Origin of the sequence: Methylobacterium sp. PvP105 (genome assembly GCF_017876975.1) — a bacterium.
Lineage (GTDB): Bacteria > Pseudomonadota > Alphaproteobacteria > Rhizobiales > Beijerinckiaceae > Methylobacterium > Methylobacterium radiotolerans.
Genome location: NZ_JAGIPA010000001.1, coordinates 1,552,307 through 1,574,079 on the forward strand (window position 1 = coordinate 1,552,307; position 21,773 = coordinate 1,574,079).

General features: G+C 70.8%; 27 protein-coding genes. 15 read left to right on the forward strand and 12 right to left on the reverse strand.

Features of this window, described 5'->3' with window-relative positions; genetic code table 11:
- Positions 1-13 precede the first annotated feature (13 nt).
- The 3 genes from J3A75_RS07435 (at position 14) to J3A75_RS07445 (ending at position 1,591) form a co-directional block, all read left to right on the forward strand.
- On the forward strand, positions 14-397 hold the full coding sequence (locus tag J3A75_RS07435) for an SUF system Fe-S cluster assembly protein (RefSeq protein WP_010685953.1): 384 nt from the start codon (positions 14-16) through the stop codon (positions 395-397).
- Positions 398-631: 234 nt separating this feature from the next.
- Entirely contained in the window at positions 632-964 is a 333-nt protein-coding gene (locus J3A75_RS07440; protein ID WP_012317705.1) for a hypothetical protein, read from the forward strand.
- A gap of 300 nt (positions 965-1,264) precedes the next feature.
- Entirely contained in the window at positions 1,265-1,591 is a 327-nt protein-coding gene (locus J3A75_RS07445; RefSeq protein ID WP_012317706.1) for a hypothetical protein, read from the forward strand.
- A gap of 43 nt (positions 1,592-1,634) precedes the next feature.
- Here the strand turns inward: J3A75_RS07445 and J3A75_RS07450 are convergent, their stop codons facing one another.
- Entirely contained in the window at positions 1,635-1,916 is a 282-nt protein-coding gene (locus J3A75_RS07450) for a hypothetical protein (RefSeq protein WP_209650962.1), read from the reverse strand.
- Between the two features lie 9 nt (positions 1,917-1,925).
- Here J3A75_RS07450 and J3A75_RS07455 point away from each other — a divergent pair, with 9 nt between their 5' ends.
- The 3 genes from J3A75_RS07455 (at position 1,926) to J3A75_RS07465 (ending at position 4,001) form a co-directional block, all read left to right on the forward strand.
- On the forward strand, positions 1,926-2,117 hold the full coding sequence (locus tag J3A75_RS07455; protein WP_244632942.1) for a hypothetical protein: 192 nt from the start codon (positions 1,926-1,928) through the stop codon (positions 2,115-2,117).
- 172 nt (positions 2,118-2,289) lie between these two features.
- Positions 2,290-3,225, forward strand: a complete 936-nt coding sequence (locus J3A75_RS07460; protein WP_209650911.1) for an ABC transporter ATP-binding protein — start codon at positions 2,290-2,292, stop codon at positions 3,223-3,225.
- 14 nt (positions 3,226-3,239) lie between these two features.
- Positions 3,240-4,001 carry an ABC transporter permease gene (locus J3A75_RS07465; protein ID WP_041372495.1) on the forward strand — a complete coding sequence of 254 codons (762 nt, stop codon included), beginning with the start codon at positions 3,240-3,242 and terminating at the stop codon, positions 3,999-4,001.
- Between the two features lie 4 nt (positions 4,002-4,005).
- Here the strand turns inward: J3A75_RS07465 and J3A75_RS07470 are convergent, their stop codons facing one another.
- The gene (locus J3A75_RS07470; protein ID WP_012317710.1) at positions 4,006-4,770 is read right to left on the reverse strand and encodes an alpha/beta fold hydrolase; all 765 of its coding nucleotides are present in this window, start codon (positions 4,768-4,770) and stop codon (positions 4,006-4,008) included.
- Between the two features lie 116 nt (positions 4,771-4,886).
- Between J3A75_RS07470 and J3A75_RS07475 the strand changes: the two genes are divergently transcribed.
- Positions 4,887-5,729, forward strand: a complete 843-nt coding sequence (locus J3A75_RS07475; RefSeq protein WP_209649892.1) for an FkbM family methyltransferase — start codon at positions 4,887-4,889, stop codon at positions 5,727-5,729.
- Here J3A75_RS07475 and sfsA read toward each other — a convergent pair.
- A complete protein-coding gene (gene sfsA, locus J3A75_RS07480) occupies positions 5,716-6,429 on the reverse strand; it encodes a DNA/RNA nuclease SfsA (protein WP_012317712.1) in 714 nt (237 codons plus the stop codon). The genes J3A75_RS07475 and sfsA overlap by 14 nt on opposite strands.
- 77 nt (positions 6,430-6,506) lie before the next feature.
- Here sfsA and J3A75_RS07485 point away from each other — a divergent pair, with 77 nt between their 5' ends.
- Both J3A75_RS07485 and J3A75_RS07490 read left to right on the forward strand, forming a co-directional pair.
- A complete protein-coding gene (locus J3A75_RS07485) occupies positions 6,507-7,247 on the forward strand; it encodes a competence/damage-inducible protein A (protein WP_012317713.1) in 741 nt (246 codons plus the stop codon).
- A 43-nt stretch (positions 7,248-7,290) separates the two neighbouring features.
- On the forward strand, positions 7,291-8,160 hold the full coding sequence (locus tag J3A75_RS07490) for a formate/nitrite transporter family protein (protein ID WP_012317714.1): 870 nt from the start codon (positions 7,291-7,293) through the stop codon (positions 8,158-8,160).
- Between the two features lie 80 nt (positions 8,161-8,240).
- Here the strand turns inward: J3A75_RS07490 and J3A75_RS07495 are convergent, their stop codons facing one another.
- The 8 genes from J3A75_RS07495 to J3A75_RS07530 form a co-directional block, all read right to left on the reverse strand.
- Positions 8,241-9,521, reverse strand: coding sequence for an NAD(P)/FAD-dependent oxidoreductase (locus J3A75_RS07495; RefSeq protein ID WP_063110039.1), 1,281 nt, complete (start codon positions 9,519-9,521; stop codon positions 8,241-8,243).
- Between the two features lie 221 nt (positions 9,522-9,742).
- Entirely contained in the window at positions 9,743-10,228 is a 486-nt protein-coding gene (locus J3A75_RS07500; protein ID WP_174805088.1) for an ATP F0F1 synthase subunit B, read from the reverse strand.
- A gap of 15 nt (positions 10,229-10,243) precedes the next feature.
- Positions 10,244-10,822: an ATP synthase subunit b 2 gene (locus J3A75_RS07505; protein WP_012317717.1), complete on the reverse strand. Its 579-nt coding sequence runs from the start codon at positions 10,820-10,822 to the stop codon at positions 10,244-10,246.
- Positions 10,823-10,966: 144 nt separating this feature from the next.
- A complete protein-coding gene (locus J3A75_RS07510; RefSeq protein ID WP_007566773.1) occupies positions 10,967-11,194 on the reverse strand; it encodes a F0F1 ATP synthase subunit C in 228 nt (75 codons plus the stop codon).
- 66 nt (positions 11,195-11,260) lie between these two features.
- On the reverse strand, positions 11,261-12,016 hold the full coding sequence (locus J3A75_RS07515) for a F0F1 ATP synthase subunit A (protein ID WP_012317718.1): 756 nt from the start codon (positions 12,014-12,016) through the stop codon (positions 11,261-11,263).
- A gap of 74 nt (positions 12,017-12,090) precedes the next feature.
- Positions 12,091-12,465 carry an AtpZ/AtpI family protein gene (locus J3A75_RS07520; RefSeq protein ID WP_012317719.1) on the reverse strand — a complete coding sequence of 125 codons (375 nt, stop codon included), beginning with the start codon at positions 12,463-12,465 and terminating at the stop codon, positions 12,091-12,093.
- A 190-nt stretch (positions 12,466-12,655) separates the two neighbouring features.
- Positions 12,656-13,300, reverse strand: a complete 645-nt coding sequence (locus tag J3A75_RS07525; protein ID WP_012317720.1) for a DsbA family protein — start codon at positions 13,298-13,300, stop codon at positions 12,656-12,658.
- Between the two features lie 89 nt (positions 13,301-13,389).
- Positions 13,390-13,872, reverse strand: coding sequence for a DUF721 domain-containing protein (locus tag J3A75_RS07530; protein ID WP_012317721.1), 483 nt, complete (start codon positions 13,870-13,872; stop codon positions 13,390-13,392).
- Positions 13,873-14,005: 133 nt separating this feature from the next.
- On the opposite strand from J3A75_RS07530, the gene mutY reads away from it, so the two are divergent.
- The gene (mutY, locus tag J3A75_RS07535) at positions 14,006-15,349 is read left to right on the forward strand and encodes an A/G-specific adenine glycosylase (RefSeq protein WP_209649894.1); all 1,344 of its coding nucleotides are present in this window, start codon (positions 14,006-14,008) and stop codon (positions 15,347-15,349) included.
- A 104-nt stretch (positions 15,350-15,453) separates the two neighbouring features.
- Here mutY and J3A75_RS07540 read toward each other — a convergent pair whose 3' ends face one another.
- Entirely contained in the window at positions 15,454-16,644 is a 1,191-nt protein-coding gene (locus tag J3A75_RS07540; protein WP_281068032.1) for a site-specific DNA-methyltransferase, read from the reverse strand.
- Positions 16,645-17,230: 586 nt separating this feature from the next.
- On the opposite strand from J3A75_RS07540, the gene J3A75_RS07545 reads away from it, so the two are divergent.
- The 5 genes from J3A75_RS07545 to J3A75_RS07565 all read left to right on the forward strand — a co-directional run bounded on the left by J3A75_RS07545 (position 17,231) and on the right by J3A75_RS07565 (position 21,745).
- Entirely contained in the window at positions 17,231-17,581 is a 351-nt protein-coding gene (locus J3A75_RS07545) for a septal ring lytic transglycosylase RlpA family protein (protein WP_012317724.1), read from the forward strand.
- Positions 17,582-17,705: 124 nt separating this feature from the next.
- The gene (locus J3A75_RS07550; RefSeq protein WP_012317725.1) at positions 17,706-18,020 is read left to right on the forward strand and encodes a polyhydroxyalkanoic acid system family protein; all 315 of its coding nucleotides are present in this window, start codon (positions 17,706-17,708) and stop codon (positions 18,018-18,020) included.
- A gap of 79 nt (positions 18,021-18,099) precedes the next feature.
- Positions 18,100-18,336 (forward strand): hypothetical protein, encoded by a 237-nt coding sequence (locus J3A75_RS07555; RefSeq protein WP_012317726.1) that lies wholly within the window; start codon positions 18,100-18,102, stop codon positions 18,334-18,336.
- A 66-nt stretch (positions 18,337-18,402) separates the two neighbouring features.
- Positions 18,403-20,202 carry an ATP-binding cassette domain-containing protein gene (locus J3A75_RS07560; protein WP_043073167.1) on the forward strand — a complete coding sequence of 600 codons (1,800 nt, stop codon included), beginning with the start codon at positions 18,403-18,405 and terminating at the stop codon, positions 20,200-20,202.
- 43 nt (positions 20,203-20,245) lie between these two features.
- Positions 20,246-21,745: a carboxypeptidase M32 gene (locus J3A75_RS07565; RefSeq protein WP_209649896.1), complete on the forward strand. Its 1,500-nt coding sequence runs from the start codon at positions 20,246-20,248 to the stop codon at positions 21,743-21,745.
- The last annotated feature ends 28 nt before the right edge of the window (positions 21,746-21,773 follow it).

The window sequence follows — 21,773 nt, forward strand, 5'->3', positions numbered from 1 at the left end:
GGAGAGTGAAGCGATGAGCACCGACGCCACCATCACGGGCGGCATGAACGCCCCCGCCGTCGCCGGCGACTCGACGATCCCGCAGGCGGAGCTGGACCGCCTGACCGACGACATCGTCGCGGCGCTGAAGACGGTCTACGATCCCGAGATCCCGGCCGACATCTACGAGCTCGGCCTGATCTACAAGGTCGATATCGGCGACGATCGGAACGTCGCGATCGACATGACCCTCACCGCGCCCGGCTGCCCGGTGGCGGGCGAGATGCCCGGCTGGGTCGAGAACGCGGTGTCCGCCGTGCCGGGCGTCCAGTCCTGCGCGGTGACCATGGTGTTCGATCCGCCGTGGGACCAGAGCCGCATGTCGGACGAGGCCCGCGTCGCCCTCGACATGTGGTAGGCCGTCACGGCACCTCACGGCTTCCTGAAGACGCGTCCCGGGCGCGGCGCGGCGCCCGATCTCCGTTATACCGGAAGCGCTTGCGCCGCGTGCTCGACGTGGGCGTGGCGCTTCGATCGCGGCGCGATCCGGGCCATCTACGTAGCCGTTAAGGTCCCGCTAACCATGACCCCGCAGATCGGGGGCCGGCCGCCGCGAGAGCGGCCACTCCCTCGATACGGTTGGTGGAAGCGGATGGCTGCGGGCTACGTGGTCGCGGCGTTCTTGGAGGCGGCCGGGCTGGTCGGCCTCGTGATCGCCGTGCTCAAGATGCGGACGGAGCGGCAGGCGCGGGCCGCGGAACTGCGGAGCTTTCTCCGCTCCGGACAGATCCCGACCGTCGACACCGCCGGGATGCGCCGTCTCGCGGGCTCCGCCTCGCGCGCGACCGCCGTCCCGTACACGTCCGGCCGGGGCGACGGTGCGACCGCCCGTCCGTCGGCCGCCCGCGCGGCGCTCGGGCGCGCCTTCACGTCCGGCGGCCCGGCGCCGCGGGCCGGGCTGACCGGCGCGATCAGCGCAGGATGATGTCGAGACCGCTGCCGAACAGGACCACGGCGCTGAGCGTCAGCATGAATTTCAGGTCTTCGAGACGGGCGCTCATGATCGATCCTCGATGTTCGGCCGACTGGCCGCCGTTCCGATGATCGATGATCACCAGATTAACGAATCTTTCGCGAGTCCTTTCAGGATCCGTTAGGGATTTACCGACGGTTTCCCTTTGCTAACGTTACCGATGTGTTAAGGCGCGGTCAGGAGCCGTCGGCCCAGTCTGGTCCGGCGACGCGGCCCGGGACGGGCCGGCCGGAGCGCACGAAGGTTCGAGCCATGTCTCCACGTCCGCGCACAACCATCGGGCGGGCCGTCGACTGGATGTTTCGCGACCGGACCACCGGCGCGATCACCGTCGCGCAGTGGCCGAACCTGCCGCTCTGGCTGTTCGCGGGCCTCAGCCTCGCGGTCTGGCTGGCCCAGGACAGGGGACAGCTGGCCTCCTGGCTGCCGACCTCCTCGCTGTCCTTCGGGGCCGACATCGCACTGACATGGTGGGCGATCGACGAGCTCGTGCGCGGCGTGAACCCCTGGCGCCGAATCCTCGGTGCCGCGACCCTTCTCGGTCTGGCCGCGCTGATCACCTTCCGGCGCGCGGCCTAGTGCCGGAACTCTGCGACCGGCAATTGTATTTCTTCGAGGCAATTCAGAACGAAATCTGCTCCGACTTCGCCGATTGCGGGAGATCGGCACGACATCTCGCATCGAAATCGCCGGCCGCGTGTGCCGCGCCGAACGGCCCTGCCGAGGCGAAACTATAACGGTAGGTTGCACCCACCGAGAAAGTGTGAATGGTCGTGCCGCGCGCCGGGTGATCGGCGTCTGCCGGGCATACCGTGCATCCGAGCTCGACTGAAGGATTGGCTTCGAAGAGATCATGACGGACGCGGGCGGATTCGATCTCGACGGCGCGGCGAAATCTGCTCACGAGCGGGACGTGCTGCTTCGCCAGATCGCCGACGCGCTGAACATCCCGGTCTCGATCTTCCGGAGACCGCCGGGCGCTTCCGCGCCCCGCGGCCCGAGCGCCGCGGAATGCACCGCTCTGCTCAACGCCTTCTCGCGCATCGAGGACCCGGAGCTCCGAAAGGAATGCCTCGCGCTGGCGGAGCGCTTCAGCCGCACGTGAGCGGCGGGCGTCCTCGCGGTGCGGTGGCACACACGGGCTCGGTCAGCGCCGGAAAGTCCGCGTGCTATAGGGGCGCCCGCCGCCGGTGGCGTCCCGCTCGGTCGGCCCACCGCGTGTCCGGTGCCGGAATCCTGGTCGCCGGTCGCGTGCATGCCCCCGCTCGCGCTAGGCCCTGATGCCGATCATCTCCATCTCGAAGCTGTCGAAGACCTACACGTCCGGCTTCACCGCCCTGCGCGACATCGACCTCGCCATCGAGCGCGGGGAGATCTTCGCGCTGCTCGGTCCGAACGGGGCGGGCAAGTCGACGCTCATCAACATCGTCTGCGGCATCGTCACCGCGAGTTCGGGGACCGTTCTGGTCGACGGCCACGATTTCGTGGCCGATTACCGCGCCGCGCGCCGGGCCATCGGGCTCGTCCCGCAGGAACTCACCACCGACGCCTTCGAGACGGTGCTGAACACCGTGAACTTCTCCCGCGGCCTGTTCGGGCTGCGGCCGGATCCCGGTCACATCGAGCGGATCCTGCGGGCGCTCTCCCTCTGGGACAAGCGCGACAGCCGGCTGATGACCCTGTCGGGCGGCATGAAGCGGCGGGTGCTCATCGCCAAGGCGCTGTCGCACGAGCCCCGCGTGCTGTTCCTCGACGAGCCCACGGCGGGCGTCGACGTCGAGCTGCGTCAGGACATGTGGCGCCTCGTGCGCGACCTGCGCCAGCAGGGCGTCACCGTCATCCTCACCACGCACTACATCGAGGAGGCCGAGGAGATGGCCGACCGCATCGGCGTGATCCGCCGGGGCGCGATCATCCTGGTGGAGGAGAAGGCCGCGCTGATGCGCAAGCTCGGGCGCAAGCAGCTGACCCTGCATCTCCAGCAGCCGATCGCCACGGTGCCGCCGGAGCTGGCCGATTACGGCCTGGCGCTCGGCGGTGAGGGGACCGAGCTGGTCTACACCTACGACACCCGCGCCGAGCGCACCGGCATCACCGGGCTCCTGACCGGCCTGGCGGCCGCGGGCATCCGCTTCAAGGACCTCCACACCGAACAGAGTTCGCTGGAGGACATCTTCGTGGGCCTCGTGCGCGAGGAGAGGGCACAGGCATGAGCGCGGCGTTCAGCATGAACTGGCCGGCGGTCCGGGCCATCTACCTGTTCGAGATGGGGCGCTTCTGGCGCACCGCCGGGCAGAGCATCCTGGCCCCCGTCATCTCGACAACCCTGTACTTCGTGGTCTTCGGCGCGGCGATCGGCTCCCGGGTCTCGGCGGTCGACGATGTGCCCTACGGGCTGTTCATCGTGCCCGGCCTGATCATGCTCTCGCTGCTGACGCAGAGCATCTCGAACGCCTCGTTCGGCATCTATTTCCCGCGCTTCGCCGGCACGATCTACGAGATCCTGTCGGCGCCGATCTCGCCACTGGAGGTGGTGCTGGGCTTCGTCGGCGCAGCGGCCTCGAAGTCGATCCTGATCGGGCTGATCATCCTGGCGACCTCGGCCCTGTTCGTGCCGCTGCGGATCGACCATCCGCTCTGGATGATCGGCTTCCTGCTGCTCACCGCGGTGACGTTCAGCCTGTTCGGCTTCGTAATCGGCCTGTGGGCGGACGGGTTCGAGAAGCTGCAGCTGGTGCCGCTCCTCGTCGTGACCCCGCTCACCTTCCTGGGCGGCAGCTTCTACGCGATCGGCATGCTGCCGCCGTTCTGGCACGCGGTGAGCCTGCTGAACCCGGTCGTGTACCTGATCAGCGGGTTCCGCTGGGCCTTCTTCGGCAAGGCGGACGTGAACATCGCGATCAGCCTCGGCATGACCGCGCTGTTCCTCGTGATCTGCCTCGGCCTCGTGACCTACATCTTCCGCACGGGCTACCGGCTGAAGAGCTGAGGCCTCACGGCTGCGCGGCCAGGAAGGCCAGCACCCCGTCCCGGTGCGGCTTGGCGCCGACCGCCGTGGAGTGGTCCTTGCCCTCGATCTCGAGGGCCCGGGCGTCCGGGATCAGGGCGGCGAGCCCCGGGCCCGAGCCCGCGACCGTGTCGAGGGTCCCGACCGAGACCAGGACCGGCACCTCGATCTGCGCGAGTTCCCCCCGGCTGAGCGTCTGGCGCGAGCCGCGCATGCAGGCGGCGAGCGCCCGCAGGTCGCTCCGGGTCTGCTCGGCGAACATGCGGAAGGCCGCGGCCGTCGGGTTCGGCGCGGGCGTGCCGGCCGGCGCCTCCAGCGCCTCGGCGATGCCGGACGGCAGGCCCTTGCCCTCGATCAGGTGCATCCCGAGGCCGCCGATCAGGGCCGAGCGCACCCGGTCCGCGTGGTCCAGCGCGATATGGGCGGTGATCCGCCCGCCCATCGAGTAGCCCATGACGTGGGCGCGCGCGATGCCGAGATGGTCGAGGAGCCGGATCGCGTCGCCGGCCATCGCCTCGGAGCTGTAGGCGGCCGGGTCGTAGAGCTTCTCGCTCTCGCCGTGGCCGCGGTTGTCCAGCGCGATCGCGCGGTAGCCCGCCTGGGTCAGGGCCTTCACCCACTGGGTGTTGACCCAGTTGACCGCGTGGTTCGACGCGAAGCCGTGGATCAGCAGGATCGGCTTGCCGGCCCCCTCCGCCGGCGGCACGTCGATATAGGCGATCCGCACGCCGTCGGAATTGAAGGACTCCATGCCGCGCAACCTGTGTTCATCAAGCTCGGCCACGGCTTAGACCACCCGGGCGCGCGGGAGCAACGCGGATCGATCCGCTTGCGGGTCGCGGCGCCGGCTGGCAAACCGCCCCGGTCATGACGGACACGCAGCCCTACGGCACCTACGAACCGTCCGGTCTCGTGGCGGCGATCACCCGCCGCACGAACCGGATCCCGGCCGAGTCCTGGTACGGGCGGCGCCTCGCGCTGTTCCTGCGCCGGATCGCCATCGCGCGGCTCGGCGGCAAGCCCCTCGACGTGACCCGCTACGGCGCGCGGATGCGGCTGCACCCCTACAACAACAACTGCGAGAAGAAGGTGCTCTTCACCCCGCAGTTCTTCGATCCGGAGGAGCGGGCGCTGCTCCGGGAGCGCCTGTCGCAGGACTGCGTGTTCCTCGACATCGGCGCCAATGTCGGCGCCTACGCCCTCTGCGTCGCCGCCTTCTCGGGCCCGGGGGCGCGGATCGTGGCGGTCGAGCCGCAGCCCGACGTGTTCGATCGCCTGACCTACAACATCGCCCAGAACCCGTTCCACACCGTCAAGGCGGTCGCCTGCGCGGTGGCCGACAAGGCCGGCGAGCTCACCCTGTTCATCGATCCGCGCAACCGCGGCGAGTCGAGCCTGCGCATCGTCGGCACCAACGAGGGCGCGCGGATCACCGTGCCGGCGGTGACGCTGCTCGACCTGCTGCACAGCGAGGGCCTGACCCGGGTCGACGCCATCAAGCTCGACGTCGAGGGCGCCGAGGACCTGATCCTGGAGCCGTTCCTCCGCGAGGCGCCGGACGCGCTCCTGCCGCGGATCCTGCTGGTCGAGAACGGCACCGGCCAGTGGCAGCTCGACCTGCTGCAGCACTTGGCGAGCTACGGCTACCACGAGATCGCGCGCTCGCGGCTCAACCTGATGTTCGAGCGCGGCGCCGTCAGGGCGGCGTGATCACCGGGATCTCCTCGGCGATGGCGACGCCCTCCGGCCCGACGGCGCAGCGGTAGGCCCTGACCGCGACGCCCGCCGCGCGCGCCTCCCGGAACGCCCGGTCGAAGGCCGGATCGATGTCCCGGGCGACGTCGAAGGCCTCGGCCCGCATCTGCACGACGATGACCACGAGCGCCCGGCCGCCGTCGGCCACGACCTGGGCCAGGTCGCGCATGTGCCGGGCGCTGCGGGCGGCCTTGCAGTCCGGGAACTCGGCCAGACCCGCCCGCCGCATCAGGTGGCAGTTCTTGACCTCGACGTGGCAGGGCCCGGCCTCCGCGCCGCTCGCGAGGAAATCGACCCGGCTGGCCTCGGCGTAGCGCACCTCGGGCCTCAGCGCGTCGTGGCCGGCGAGCGCCGCGATCGCGCCGGCCCGGAAGGCCTCGGCGACGAGCGCGTTCGGCCGCTGCGTGTTGATGCCGACCCACTGCGCCCCGCCGGGGAGCTCGGCCTCGACCAGTTCCCACGTGAGCGGGAGCTTGCGCGCCGGGTTGGACGAGCGCGACAGCAGCACGCGGGCACCCGGCGCGTTCAGCCCGAGCATGGCTCCGGGATTGGGGCAGTGGACGGTGACGCGGCCGTCGTCGGTGTCGATGTCGGCCAGGAAGCGCTTGTAGCGCTGCACGAGCCGTCCCGGCACGAGCGGCGCGGCGAACTGCATGGGGTCCTCGGGGTTCACGTAGTCGGGGGCGGCGGTTGCGCTATGTGCCTGCCGGATCCGCCCGACACCAGAGACCCATGAGCCAGCCTTCCGAATCCGTCACCGCCGCTATCCTCGTCATCGGCGATGAGATCCTCTCGGGTCGAACCAAGGACAAGAACATCGGCACGATCGCCGACTTCCTCACCGCCGCCGGGATCGACCTGCGCGAGGTGCGGATCGTGCCCGACGAGGCCGCCATGATCGTCGAGGCGGTCAACGCCCTGCGCAGCCGCTACACCTACCTGTTCACCACCGGCGGGATCGGCCCGACCCACGACGACATCACCGCCGATTGCGTGGCCGAGGCCTTCGGGGTCGGCATCGACGTCGACGAGCGCGCCCGGGCGATGCTGCTGGAGCGGCACAGGCCCGAGGATCTCAACGAGGCGCGCCTGCGCATGGCGCGGATCCCGTTCGGGGCCGACCTCATCGCCAATCCCGTCTCGAAGGCGCCGGGCTTCCGCATCGGGAACGTCCACGTGATGGCCGGCGTGCCCAGCATCATGCAGGCCATGCTGGACTCGATCGCCCCCACGCTGACGGGCGGCGCCGCGATCATCTCCGAGACGATCGAGGCGGCCGGTCTCCCGGAGGGCACCTACGCGGGCGGGCTCGGGGAGATCGCGAGAGCGCGGCCCGCCGTCTCGATCGGCTCGTATCCGGCGATCACGCCGGAGGGCTTCCGCAACCGGATCGTCGTGCGCAGCCGGGATCGCGAAGCCCTGGCCGAGGCGCGGAGCGCCGTCGAGGCGCTGCTGGCGCGGCTCTCGGCCTGACTTGTCCCATCCGATCGATCGGGTTGCGTAGCGGAGCTGTCGGATGGTGCGGGACAAGGACAAGCGGGCCAATCCCGAGGCGCGGCGGGACGAACTGCTGAAGGAAGTCTCCGAGATCGGCAGGCCCGACGCCTACGTGCTGCACGAGGTCATACGTCTCGAGGGCGACGAGGAGTTGCGGCGCCACGGCCTCGCGCTGTTCCTCTCGGCGTTCTCCGCCGGCCTCAGCATCGCCCTGTCGCTGATCGTACCCGGCGTCCTGCGCAGCCACCTGCCGGAAACCGACTGGGCCAAGATCGTCAGCTCGATGGGCTACGCGGTCGGCTTCCTGGTCGTCGTTCTCGGGCGCCAGCAGCTCTTCACCGAGAACACCATCACGCCGATCCTGCCGCTGCTTCACGACCGCTCCGTGAAGACGGCTGTCCGTGTCATCCGGCTCTGGATGATCGTGCTGTCGGGCAACATCCTGGGAACGCTCGCGATCGCGGCGCTGCTGGCCTATTCGGGCGCCTTCGAGCCGCCGGTCCTCAGGGCCTTCGCGGAGATCAGCCACGACGCCATCGCGCACGGCTTCTGGGTGACCTTCATCAAGGCCGTCTTCGCCGGGTGGATGATCGCCCTGATGGTCTGGTTCCTGCCGGCCACCGCCAGCGCGGCGCCGTTCGTGATCCTCCTGATGACGTGGCTGGTCGCGCTCTGCAGCCTCGCCCACATCGTGGCCGGCTCCGTCGAGGCCTTCTACCTCGTGGTCACGGACGCCGCGTCGCTGCACGACTACGCGGTGAAGTTCTTCCTGCCGACCCTCCTCGGCAACACCTTCGGCGGCGTGACGCTGGTGGCGGTGCTGAACTACGGGCAGGTCGCCCCCGAGGTCGAGGAGACCAAGGCGGTGGAGGGCGAACGGCCGGATTGAGGCCGCGGGACGCGGATCGCCGGCACGAGCCGCTGCCGGCACGGCGCGGCCCCCGCGACCCCGGATCCGCGCCGGCCGCCTCAGTCGAGCCGCACCGGCGGGCTGATCAGGTGGTCGAGATCGTCGAGGACCCACGTCATCGTCCCGCGCAGCGGCCCGTAGAGCCCGATCTGGTGCTGCCGGTACAGGAGGTCGTGCGTCAGCCGCGCCGAGAGCCCGTTGAGGTGCCCGCCGCCGAAGGTGTAGCGGCCGAGGGTTCCCCAGCCGTTGAAGTCGGCCAGCGAGACGATCGCGCCCTTCTCGACGTAGTGGAACGGCGGCAGGTCCGAGGCCGTCCCGTCCCCGCGCGCCAACGCGCGGCCGAGATGCCGCGCGAGGTGCTGCGCCTCCTGGCGGGCGGCCTGCGCGGTCGCCGGTACGGGTCGGCCGGTCCGGGGATCGGTGAGGCTTGAACAGTCGCCGAGGGCGACGATGGCCGGATCCCGGGTCGTGCGCAGGTCCGGGCGGACGACGAGCTGCCCGGTCCGGGAGCGCTCCAGGCCGTCGAGGCCGGCGAGCACGTCCGGCGCCTTCACGCCGGCGGCCCAGACCTTCAGCCCGGCCGGGATGCGGCTGCCGTCCTTCAGGACGAATCCCTGCGCGTCCGCCGCCGTCACCGTCGCGCCGGTCCGGACCTCCACGTCGAGATCCGACAGCGTGCGGGCGGCGGCGCGGGAGACCTTGTCGGGGAAGGCCGGCAGCAGGCGCGGCCCGCTCTCGATCAGCGTCAGGCGCAGGCGCCCCGGCAGGTCGGGCGAGCCGTAGTCGGCGAGGAGGTTGATGGCGTGCTTGAGCTCGGCGGCCAGCTCCACGCCGGTCGCACCGCCGCCCACGATGGCGATCTGCAGCAGACCGCCGCCGTCGAGCCGGGCCAGGAGATGGCACCGCAGCTGTTGGTGGAAGTGCTCGGCCTCGGTCAGATCGTCGATCGTCAGGCAATGCTCGGACACGCCCGGCGTGCCGAAATCGTTGGCGCGGCTGCCGATGGCGAGCACCAGCAGGTCGTAGGCGCGCTCCACCTCCGGGAGCCCCTCCGCGGCCTCGACCGCGAGCCGGACGCGCCTGGCCTGCCGGTCGATGCCGACGAGGGCGCCGGGCTGGAAGCGGAAGCCGTTGCGGCGCGCCTGGGCGAAGAAGTCCACCTTCTGCCGGTCGGCCCGGGCGGTGCCGGCCGCGAAGGTGTGCAGCATCGGCTTCCAGACATGCGAGAGGCTGCGATCGGCGAGGGTGACGTCGGCTCGCCCGCCGCGTCCGAGGCTCGTGGCCACCTCGATCCCGGCGACGCCGCCGCCGACGATCACGATCCGTGGTCTCTTCGCCATGACGTCTCCGCATCCTCACCGATCGGGAACGCCGGTCACGGCCTCGGTGTTCGCCGCGGGCCGCGCCGATCCCGCCCGTCGTCGGCAGCACCTCTTGCGCGGCGCGTCCCCCGGCCCGGCGCCGGCGGAGATCGCATCGGCGCGCGCCGAGGGGGGGCCGTCGCCCATGAAAAAAGCCGCCCGGAGGCGGCTTTCTCGAACGTCGCGGCGCTGCGTCCGGTTCAGGAGCGCATGCGGGTCCGCACCTCGCCGAGGCTCGCGCGGATCAGGTTCTGGGCGGCGTCGCCCTGCATCCGCTCGCGCAGGATCGTCTCGGAGACCTTCACGGCAGCCTCCGCGGCGGCGGCGCGGACCTGAGCCTCGGCCTGGGCCTCGGCCTGAGCGATCTTGGTCTCGGCGGCCTTGGTGCGGCGGGCGAGGAAATCGTCCAGCTTGCGGTGACCTTCCTCGGCGGCGCGCTCGGCCTCCTCCCGGGCACCGGCGACGATCGCCTCGGCCTCCTTCTCGGCCTCGGCGCGGCGGCGCTTGTAGTCGGCCAGCACGGCGGCGGCCTCCTCGCGCAGGCGCTTGGCCTCGTCGAGCTCGTGGCGGACGCGGTTGGCGCGGCCGTCCAGGCCCTTGGTCATCGCCGAGAAGGCGCCGACCTTCCAGGCGATGCCCATGAAGATGAAGAACGCGACGGCGACCCAGAATTCGGCTTCGAGCAGCATCGTGGGATCCCGTCAGTGTGCGGTGGCGTCGAGGGCGCGGTCGAGGCTCGTCCGGTCCGGGGCCTGCCCGGTCAGACGCTCGACGATCGCCGACGCGGCTTCGCCCGCGATGGTGCGGACGTTGCCCATGGCGGCCTCGGTCCGCGTGCGGATCGTCGCCTCGGAGGCGGAGAGCTTGGCGTTCAGCTCGTCCTCCAGCGCCTTGCGCTTGGTCTCGGCCTCGGCGGCCAGCTCGTTCCGGGTGGTCTGCGCGATGTCGCGCGCCTTGCCCTGGGCATCCCGGAGGGCGGTCTCGAAGGCCACGCCGGCGGCGTCCGCCTCGGCCTTCATCGCCTGCGCCTGGTCCAGATCGGCACGCAGGCGCTCGGCGCGGGCGTGCAGGATCGACTGGATCCGCGGCAGCGCGATCTTGTCCATCAGGTAGTAGAGGAGCCCGAAGGCCAGGGCGAGCCAGATCAGCTGCGCCAGGAAGCCCGAGGTCTCGAAGGGCGGGAAAGCGCCCGAATGCGCTTCCGTATGCTCGACATGGCCCGGCACGACCTGCGTGTCGGCGCCCGGGGGCGGCGTGGTGAGGGGATTGGGCTGCGCCATGAGACCGCTACACTGACACCGTTCGCTGAGGCCACCGCCGGCGCGGTGACGGACGAAGGCGGACGCCCCGTCGCGGGAGCGTCCACCCGTTCATCGGGCCGGAGCCCGGGAGGAGACCGCGGGGACCGCGGGCTCCGGCGCCGATCAGACGGCGAAGAGCAGCAGCAGCGCGATCAGCAGCGAGAAGATGCCGAGCGCCTCGGTGAGGGCGAAGCCCAGGAGCAGGGTGGCGCGCTGGCCGTCGGCCGCGGACGGGTTGCGAAGGGCGCCGGCGAGGAACTGACCGAACAGGTTGCCGAGGCCGATGCCCGCACCCGCCATGCCGAGGCAGGCGAGGCCGGCGCCGATGTACTTCGCAGCGACGGGATCCATGGTAACTCCTGAGGTCTCTTCAGATCGAAACGTGCGATGACGTTTGCGGCGGGTGGAGCCGGCCGATCAGTGGCCGGGGTGAAGGGCGTCGTTGAGGTAGATCGCCGTCAGCGTCGCGAAGACGTAGGCCTGAAGCGCCGCAACGAGGAACTCGAGAGCGGTCAGCGCGATCGTCAGGAACAGCGGGAGCGGCGATAGCACGCTCCAGGCGCCCGCGAGAAGGAGCTGAACCACGAAGAAGGCGAAGATCTTCATCGCGATGTGGCCGGCCAGCATGTTGGCGAACAGACGGACCGACAGGCTGATCGGGCGCGAGATGAACGAGATCACCTCGATCGGCACCAGGATCGCGAGGAGCGGCTTCGGCACGCCCGACGGCACGAACAGGCCGAAGAAGTGGGTGCCGTGCTTCATCACGCCGAAGATCACCACGGTGGAGATCACCAGCGCCGCGAGGCCGAAGGTGATGATCAGGTGGCTGGTCACCGCGAAGGCGTAGGGGATCATCCCGAACAGGTTCAGGACGAGCACGAACATGAACAGCGAGAACACGAGCGGCATGAACCGCTTGCCGCCGTCGCCCGTCGCCTGGTGCACGGTGTCGGCGATGAACTCGTAGAAGATCTCGGCCAGCGACTGCATGCGGCCCGGAACGATCGAGCGGGACGCGGTCGCCACGATGGTGATGAGCGCGATCACACCGACGGCGGCGAACATGTAGAGGGCCGACTGCGTGAACGCGAGCTGCTGGTGGCCGATATGGCCCAGCGAAACGAGCGGCTTCAGCTCGAACTGATGGATCGGGTCGATCGTGACCGCCATTCCCGCTTCCGCCCTTCTTGTCCGGCGCGCCGACGGGTGTCGGCCGCCCCACATTCCCCACTGACCGGCGCGCCTTATGGCTCCTGCCGATCGCGCCGTCCCGGACGCGCGCCGGCGAAACCCGACACCCGCATCACGTTGTAGACCCCCGCGACGAACCCCAGCATCAGGAGGACGATCAGGCCCCAGGGCTTCGTCCCGAAGACATGATCGACGATCCAGCCGAGTATGCCCCCCGCGATCACGCCCGCGACGAACTCCGTGGAGAGCGTCATGGCCTGGCCCAGCGAGGATGGCCCGCCGTTCCGAGGGCGCGTGGAAGGATCGGGAGCGGCCTGCGGCCGCTTCCGTTCGATCTGCGTCTCGAGACGTCTGAGCCTCGCGGAGAGTTCGCTGTCCGTCGGCGTCTGCTCGGTCCCTTTCCCGTCCCTCGGATCGTCGCCGTTCACGGCTCAAAACTCATCGGGCGGGAAGCTGTGGAACCGGCTGGACACCCCCAGCAAGCGGGGCGCACCATAGTTTCGCCTATCTTGAGTGTCAAGGCGAACCCCATACACCGTAAGTAATTGATTTCAGTTTGGTATTCCAACTTCGGACGATGCGCCGGAGCCGCGCCGCGCACGAGGCTCCGACGGTCGATCAGGCGCCGATGATCGGCTTGATCACCTTCTCCATGCCCTCCACGGTCATCTCGCCGGTGTAGCGCTCGCCGTTGATGAAGAAGGTCGGGGTCGAATCCACCTTGAAGACGTCGAGGCCGCGCTGCTTCACGGCGTTGACCGCGCTGTAGATCTTCTGGTCCTTCAGGCAGGCCTCGAAGGTCTGCTTGTTGTAGCCCGCCTGCCGGAGCATCTGCTCCAGCGCGTCCACGGGCTTCGGCGTGAAGGCCCAGGCCGCCTGCTGGTCGAACAGCAGGTCGGTGATCGGGTAGTACTTGGAATCGCCCTGGCAGCGCGCGAGCATGAAGGCCGCGGTGGCCAGCGGGTCGAGGGGGAATTCGCGCAGGGTGAACCGCACCTTGCCGGTGTCGATGTAGCGTTCCTTGAGGGTCGGCCACGTGTTCCGGTGGAAGGCGGCGCAGTGCGAGCAGGTCATCGAGGCGTACTCGATGATCGTGCACTTCGCGTCCGCCGGGCCCAGCCAGACGTCGCCGAGCGGGCCCGGCTGCAGCAGGGCCGCCATCTCGGAATTCTGCGCCTGGGCAGGCCGCCCGAGATAGGGCAGGGCGAGGCCGGCGCCGAGGGCGAGGCCGGAGAACTTGAGAGCGTCGCGTCGCGTCGTCATCGGGCAGGCTCCGCCGGATTGATCAGTCGTGGCGTCCGGATGCCGGTACTCGGGCGCGACCGTCCTGGCAAGGTGACCGAATCGACCGTTCACCGCTCCGGACGCGTCGCCACGGCGGCGGTGCCGAGGCGGTCGAGGGCGGCGCGCAGGCCGTCATCGACGATCCCCGCCACGGCGCGCTGGACCTCGACGGCGGCGGCCGGATCGACGCGCGCGCGCGCGGGCGCCCGGCCGGCGCGCCCGACCCGGTCCTGCTGCAGCACGATCCGGGAGACGCAGGCCCAGCCGTAATGGGCGTTGATCCGCTGGATCACCACCGGCGCGAGATGCTGCAACTCGAGCGCGAAGACGCCCTCGACGCGCACGACCAGCGTGCCGGATTCGGGCGTGGCGGACTCGCTCCGGCGGCGCTTCGGCCATTCCAGCTTGGACGGCCGGCAGTAGCGGGCCAGCCGCTCGCCGACGATCTCCGGCCAGGCGGCCAGGATGTCGGTCGAGGCGAATCCCTGCGCCGCGAAGGCCGGCCCGATGCAACTCTCGATCAGCTCGGCCAGCGGTTTGACGCGCGCCATGGTGGTTCCGGCCCTGTGGATCCGCGAAGGTTAGCGCAGGATGGTTGACGAAGGGAGCACGCGCCGGCGCTTTCGACGCCCTATGATCGCCGCGGCGCTCCGGCTATTCAGCGCGACCCCTGTCGACCTGCCCATGCCGCCTCGCACAGCCACGGATCCTGAAGCCGGTCCCGGACCGCGCGCCGACGACCTGCTCGCCTGGTACGATCGGCATCGGCGGGTGCTGCCCTGGCGGGCGCTCGCCGGCGCGGCCCCGGATCCCTACCGGGTCTGGCTGTCCGAGGTGATGCTGCAGCAGACCACCATCGCGTCGGTGCGGCCGTACTTCGAGCGCTTCCTGACGCGCTTTCCCGACATCTTCGCCCTCGCCGAGGCCCCCGAGGAGGCGGTGATGTCCGCCTGGGCCGGCCTCGGCTACTACTCCCGGGCCCGCAACCTCCACGCCTGCGCCAGGACGGTCGCGGCGGCCGGCGGGCGCTTCCCCGACACCGCCGAGGGCCTGCGCAAGCTCCCGGGAATCGGCGCCTACACGGCCGGCGCGATCGCCGCGATCGCCTTCGACCGGCAAGAGGCGGCCGTCGACGGCAATGTCGAGCGGGTCCTGAGCCGCGCCTACGCGGTGGAGGCCCCGCTCCCGGGGAGCCGGCCGGAGATCCGCCGCCTGACGCAGGCGCTCGTGCCGACGGACAGGCCGGGCGACTTCGCCCAGGCGCTGATGGATCTCGGCGCGACGATCTGCACGCCCAAGCGCCCCGCCTGCGCGCTCTGCCCGTGGATGCGGCCCTGCCGCGCCCGGTCGCTCGGCACGCAGGAGAGCTTCCCGCGCAAGATCAAGGTCGCCAAGGGGGCGCTCCGCCGCGGCGCCGCCTTCGTGGCGATCCGCAGCGGCGACGAGGCGGTGCTGCTGCGGACACGCCCGCCCGAGGGTCTGCTCGGCAACATGGCCGAGCCGCCGGGAAGCGCCTGGGAGCCGAATTACGACGTCGCCGCCGCCCTGCTGGACGCGCCGCTCGACGCGCGGTGGAAGCGGCTCCCGGGGCTGGTCCGCCACGGCTTCACGCACTTCCCCCTGGAGCTGACGGTCTTCGTGGCCCGCGTCGCGCTGGCGACACCGGCTCCGGCCGGCACCCGCTTCACGCCGCGCAGCGCCCTCGACGACGAGCCGCTGCCCGGCCTCATGCGCAAGGTCCTGGCGCACGCCTTCGACCCGAAGCCGGAGCCCGAGAAGAAGCCGCGCGGGCGGCCCAGGAAGGAACCGCCGCCGATGCCGCTGCTGGCGGCGATGGAGGCGCCGGTCTCGATGCCGGATCCCGAGCCGCGTCCGCGCGTGCGCGCCGTCCCCAAGCCTCAGCCGAAGGCGCCGCCGGCGCCGCCGCCCGAGGCGGACGAGTTGTTCGACGGGGAGGTCGAGCCATCGCCCGCACCGGCGCGGGCCCGGTCATCGCCGCGGCGGCCGGGGCCGGTCCGGAAGCGGTAGGACAACCGTCATCGCGGGCGCAGCGAAGCGACCCAGGGCAGCGCGAGGCCTCGAGACGTCGCGCGACCGGCTCGCTTCGCCGCGCTCGCAGAGACGGCGGCGCGTCAGCCGTTCGCCATCGCCTGGCGGAGACCGGCCCGGAAGGTGTCGATCACCACTGGCTTGCCGCCGCGCTCCACGTGCCAGAAGGTCCAGCCGTTGCAGGCCGGAAGGCCCTGCACCAGCGCGCCGATCTTGTGGATCGAGCCGATGACGAGGCCGTTGTCGAGCTGGCCGTCCGGGCGCACCGTGGCGCGGAACCGGCGGCGCTCGTCGGTCACGGTCTCGCCGGGGCGGATGTGGCCCGCCTCGATCACCGACAGGAACGGCACCCGCGGTTCGGCGCGCTTGGTCGGCGCCACCATGAGGGCGGCCCTCGACAGGGTCTCGACGGCGGCGATCCGCTCCCGGGCGGCCTCGGCGTAGGTCGCCTCGCGCTCGATGCCGATGAAGCGGCGGCCGAGGCGCTTGGCGACGGCGCCGGTGGTGCCGGTGCCGAAGAACGGGTCGAGCACCACGTCGCCGGGATTGGTCGCCGCGAGCAGCGTCCGGGCGAGCAGGGCCTCGGGCTTCTGGGTCGGGTGGACCTTGCGGCCCTCCGCATCCTTCAGCCGCTCCTCGCCGGTGCAGAGGGGGATGAACCAGTCCGAGCGCATCTGGAGGTCCTCGTTGCCCCCTTTCAGCGCCTCGTAATGGAAGGTGTAGCCCTTCGAGTCGGCCGAGCGCGAGGCCCAGATCAGGGTCTCGTGGGCGTTGGTGAAGCGCTTGCCGCGGAAGTTCGGCATCGGGTTGGCCTTGCGCCAGACGATGTCGTTGAGGATCCAGTAACCGAGATCCTGCAACGCGCTCCCGACCCGGAAGATGTTGTGGTACGACCCGATCACCCAGAGGGTCGCGTTCGGCTTCATCACGCGCCGGCAGGCGGAGAGCCAGTCCCGGGTGAAGCTGTCGTAGGCCTCGAAGGTCGCGAACTTGTCCCAGTCGTCGTCGACCGCGTCGACGCGACTCTGGTCCGGGCGCAGGAGGCCGGCGTCGCCGAGCTGGAGATTGTAGGGCGGATCGGCGAACACGCAGTCGACGCTCGACGCCGGCAGGGCGTTCATGGCCGCGATGCAGTCCCCGACGAGAACCTGGTCGAGGGGCAGGGAACGCTGGGCGGGTACGAGACCCATCCGTGGCGCCGACGCGGGCCGCCCGGCACGCGAGACCTGTTTCCGGGCGACGGCGTCGGCAGCCACGGTACGCGGGGAAGCCATGGCAAACACCGGTTACGCGACTGACCGGCAGACCATGCGCCGGGTACGGTAAAGGTCACGTTGTCGAATTCGCGTCCGGCGCGTCCCGTTCTGGGGCTGCAGATTTTGCCGACCGGGCGCTCGGACAAGGATCCGACAGGTTAAGCAACCGTTACTGCGCCGCACCGCGCCTCCGCGACCAGGCGACAACACTCTATCGTTGCGGGCCGCGCGCCGCCGCGGCGGCCTATCCTTCGGCAACAGCCGCGCACGACAATCATCGTCGTCAGCGGGCAGCCCGGCACCCGCCGCTTCCACCTCAGCGGGACGCAGGGTCACACCCGGCGCAGGGCTTAAGAATGATATCCTATCCCGCGGCTTCGCGGGCCGACATGGGCAGTTCTTGGTGAATACACGGAACGACGCGCCAATGCATCACCCGCAACAAGAGCGCAAATAAGCTGAAATAAGCCCTCATGTAATCAGCATGACCAGCACGAAATCGGCCAAAATATGACCCCAGCGGCCGGAAAACGCCTGCCATATTCCGGCCGATTTCGGACACGACTGGCGCCGCCCCGACAAAAACAAAGGGAATGCGTCGAGAATGTCGTTTGGTTTCGGTAAGCTCGTTGTCTCACTTGGAATGCTGTCCACCGTCGTCGGAACAAGCCTCCCGGCCGCCGCGCAGAGCGGAGCGGCCTCCTGGTACGGGAGCGGCCATCGCACCGCCAACGGCGAGCGTTTCAACCCCAACGGACTGACCGCCGCCCATCGCAGCCTGCCGTTCGGAACCCGGGTCCGCGTCGAGAACAAGCGGACCGGCCGCTCGGTCGTCGTCCGCATCAACGACCGCGGCCCCTTCGTGCGCGGCCGCATCATCGATCTGTCGCGCGGCTCCGCCCGCGCCCTCGGCATGGGCGGCACGACCTACGTGTCGCTGCAGGTCGTGCACTGAGCCCTCAGGGGTATTCCACGCCCCGGCCCGCTCCCGCTCCGCGCGGGCGGGGCGGCCTCCGGGGCGTTGTCTGCCGGACCCGGACGCACCATCTGCTGCCGGGTTCAGCTCGGATCACCCGCCCATGCCCAAGCCCCTCATCGTCGACATCCCGCACGACCTCGGCCGCGACGAGGCCAAGCGGCGCCTCGAGCACGGCACGGATCAGGCGCGGGCCTTCCTGGCCAAGAGCGGTATCACGGTGGACCAGCTCGCCTGGACGGGAGACCGCCTCGATTTCGGTGTGTCCGCGGTGGCGCAGAAGATCGCCGGCACGATCGACGTGGGCGCGGAGAGCGTCCGCCTCGAAGTGAAGCTGCCTTTCCTGCTCGCCCTGTTCGCCGAGAAGATCCAGAAGGTGGCGAGCAAGGAGGGCAATCTCCTGCTGACGAAGAAGTAGGGCTCGGAACCGGATCGGCCGGACCTTGTTTCCGCGGAAACGGTGCGGATCTGCACCGTCGGTCTCGCGGAGGATAACGGTGCCCGATTTCACGCTCGCCGACCCGGGGCAGGTCCCCGAGGTTCCGCCGCAGCCGGCGCCCGTACCGGACCGGCCCTACGATCCGCCGCAGGCCCCGACGCAGCCGCCCGGACCGGAAATCCCCGGGAACACCCCGGCCGAGGCGCCGGGCGTCCATCCGCCCGAGGTCCCGGTCAACGATCCGGGCGCGCCAGAGATCAGCCCGCCGACGGGACCGGCCAACCCGATCGCCTGACCGGGAGTCGATCGACGGGGGCGGCGCCGTTTGAACAGGCCGCCCCACGCTGCCATAAGCCGGCCCATGGCCGCTCCCCCGCTCCTCACCCTCCAGGACGTCGCGCTCACCTTCGGCGGCACGCCGCTGATCACGAGCGCGAGCCTCGCCATCGCGCCGGGCGAGCGCACCTGCCTCGTCGGCCGGAACGGGTCCGGGAAGTCGACGCTCATGAAGATCGCCGCGGGCCTCGCGGAGCCCGACCGGGGCCGGCGATTCGTCCAGCCCGGCACGACGATCCGCTACCTCGCGCAGGAACCCGACTTCACGGGCTTCTCCACGACCCTGGACTTCGTCGAGGCCGGCCTGCCGCCGGGCGAATCGACCCACCGCGCCCGCTACCTGCTGGAGAGCCTCGGCCTGACCGGCGAGGAGGATCCGAGCAAGCTCTCCGGCGGCGAGGGACGCCGCACCGCGCTGGCGCAGGCGCTCGCTCCGGAGCCCGACGTGCTGCTCCTCGACGAGCCCACCAACCACCTCGACCTGCCGGCGATCGAGTGGCTCGAGACGGAGCTGAAGGGCACCCGCGCGGCCCTCGTACTCATCAGCCACGACCGGCGCTTCCTCTCGGCGCTGTCCCGGGCCACGATCTGGCTCGACCGCGGCGAGACGCGCCGGATCGACCAGGGCTTCTCCAGCTTCGAGGCGTGGCGCGACGCCTTCTTCGAGGAGGAGGAGCGGGACCAGCACAAGCTCGACCGCAAGATCGCCGCCGAGGAGCACTGGCTGCGCTACGGGGTCACCGCGCGGCGCAAGCGCAATGTCCGCCGGCTCGGCAACCTGCACGAGCTGCGCAAGAACCGCCGCGAGGTGCGTCGCCCGGTGGGCAGCGTCAGCATGCAGGCCTCCGACGCGGAATCCTCGGGAAGCCTCGTCGTCGAGGCCCGCGACATCGCGAAGAGCTACGGCGAGCGCAAGATCGTCGACGGCCTGTCCCTGCGGGTGATGCGGGGCGACCGGCTCGGCATCGTCGGGGCGAACGGCGCGGGCAAGAGCACCCTGATCAACCTGCTCATGGGCCGGCTCGCGCCGGATGCCGGGCAGGTCGTGCTCGGTACGAACCTGCTGCCGGTGGTGCTCGATCAGGCCCGCGCCGTGCTGGAGCCCGGGATGACCGTCACCGACGTGCTGACCGGCGGTCGCGGCGACAGTGTCACGGTGAACGGACAGAGCCGCCACGTGATCGGCTACCTCAAGGACTTCCTGTTCACGCCCGAGCAGGCCCGCACGCCGGTCTCGGTGCTGTCCGGCGGCGAGCGCAACCGGCTGCTGATCGCCCGGGCCCTGGCCCAGCCGGCCAACCTCCTCGTCCTCGACGAGCCGACCAACGACCTCGACCTCGAGACCCTCGACCTGCTCCAGGAGATGCTGGGCGACTACCAGGGCACGCTGATCCTGGTCAGCCACGACCGCGACTTCCTCGACCGCGTGGTCGGCAGCGTGCTGGTCTCCGAGGGCGCCGGCCGGTGGGTCGAGTATGCCGGCGGCTACAGCGACATGCTGGTCCAGCGCGGGCAGGGCGTCGAGGCGCGCACCGTCGCGCCGAAGACCAAGGAGCCGCGCGAGCGCGCCGCTCCGGCGGCCCAGCCGTCGGGCAAGCCCAAGCTCGGCTTCAAGGACCAGCACGAGTTGAAGACCCTGCCGGCCCGCATCGAGAAGCTGGAGGCGGCGATCGCCCAGCTCCGGACGATCCTCGCCGACCCCGAGCTCTACGCCCGCGACCCGGCGCGGTTCGACAAGGCCTCGACCATGCTGGCCCAGGCCGAGACCGAGCTGTCGCAGGCGGAGGACCGCTGGCTGGAACTGGAGATGCTTCAGGCGGGGTGAGAGCCGCAGCGTCGCGCCGCGAGACCTTTCCGACGGAGACCGCATGACCGCCTATCAGACCCTCGAACAGCGCTTCGCCCGGCTCGCCGCCCTCGAGGGCGCGGCCGGGATCCTCGGCTGGGACGCGCAGACCCTGATGCCGGAGGGTGCCGCCGAGGCCCGCGGCGACCAGCTCGCGATCCTGCGCGGGCTCGCCCACGGGATGCTCACCGCCCCCGAGGCCGCCGAGGAGCTGGCGGCGGCCGAGCAGGCCGAGGACCTCGAACCCTGGGCCGCCGCCAACCTGCGGGAGATGCGCCGCGCCCAGGCCCACGCCACCGCGGTGCCCCGCGACCTCGTCGAGGCGAGCTCCCGCGCCGTGTCCCGCTCCGAGATGGTCTGGCGCGAGGCGCGGCGCGACGCCGACTTCGCCCGCCTCGAACCCCACCTCGCCGAGGTTCTGCGGCTCCAGCGGGAGATCGGCCAGGCGAAGGGCGCGGCCCTCGGCCTCGATCCCTACGACGCGCTGCTCGACAGCTACGATCCCGGCATGCGCCGGGCGACCATCGACCCGCTCTTCGCGGATCTGACCGGCTGGCTGCCGGACCTGATCGCCCGCGCCCGGGAGATCCAGGCGTCCCGGCCGGCGCCGCTCCCGCTCGACGGGCCATTCGACGTGACGGTGCAGCGCGATCTCGGCCTGACGCTGATGAAGGCGGTGGGCTTCGACTTCACCCGCGGCCGGCTCGACATCAGCCTGCACCCGTTCTGCGGCGGCGCCACCGACGACGTGCGGATCACGACCCGCTACGACGCGGCCGATTTCGGCCGGGCACTGATGGGCGTTCTCCACGAGACCGGGCACGCCCTCTACGAGCAGGGCCGGCCCGCGGCGTGGCGGAACCAGCCGGTCGGCGCGGCGCGCGGCATGAGCCTGCACGAGAGCCAGTCGCTCATCGTCGAGATGCAGGCCTGCCGGAGCCGGGAGTTCTTCACCTTCCTGGCGCCGCTCCTGCAGGCGGCGTTCGGGCGTTCCGGGCCGGAATGGTCGCCGGAGAACCTTCACGCGCTCAACACCCGGGTCGCGCCGGGCTTCATCCGGGTGGATGCCGACGAGGCGACCTACCCGGCCCACATCCTCCTGCGCTACCGGCTGGAGACCGCGATGATCGCGGGCGACCTCGCGGTGCGCGACCTGCCGGGGGCGTTCAACGACGGGCTGCGCGATCTGCTCGGGCTCACCGTGCCGGACGACCGGGTCGGCTGCCTCCAGGACATCCACTGGCCGAGCGGCGCGTTCGGCTATTTCCCGACCTACACGCTCGGCGCCCTGGCGGCCGCGCAGCTGTTCCGGGCGGCCCGCACGACCGAGCCCGCGCTGCCGGGCTGCCTCGCGCAGGGCGACTTCGGACCCTTGCGGGACTGGCTCCGCGCGCACGTGCACGCGGTGGGGAGCCTGCTCGACACCGACGACCTGCTCACCCGCGCCACCGGGACGAAGCTTGGCACGGCGGCGTTCCGGGCCCACCTGGAGGCGCGCTATCTCGGGGGCGCGGGCGCCTGAGCGGCTGCGGACGGGGAGGGGGCGGATC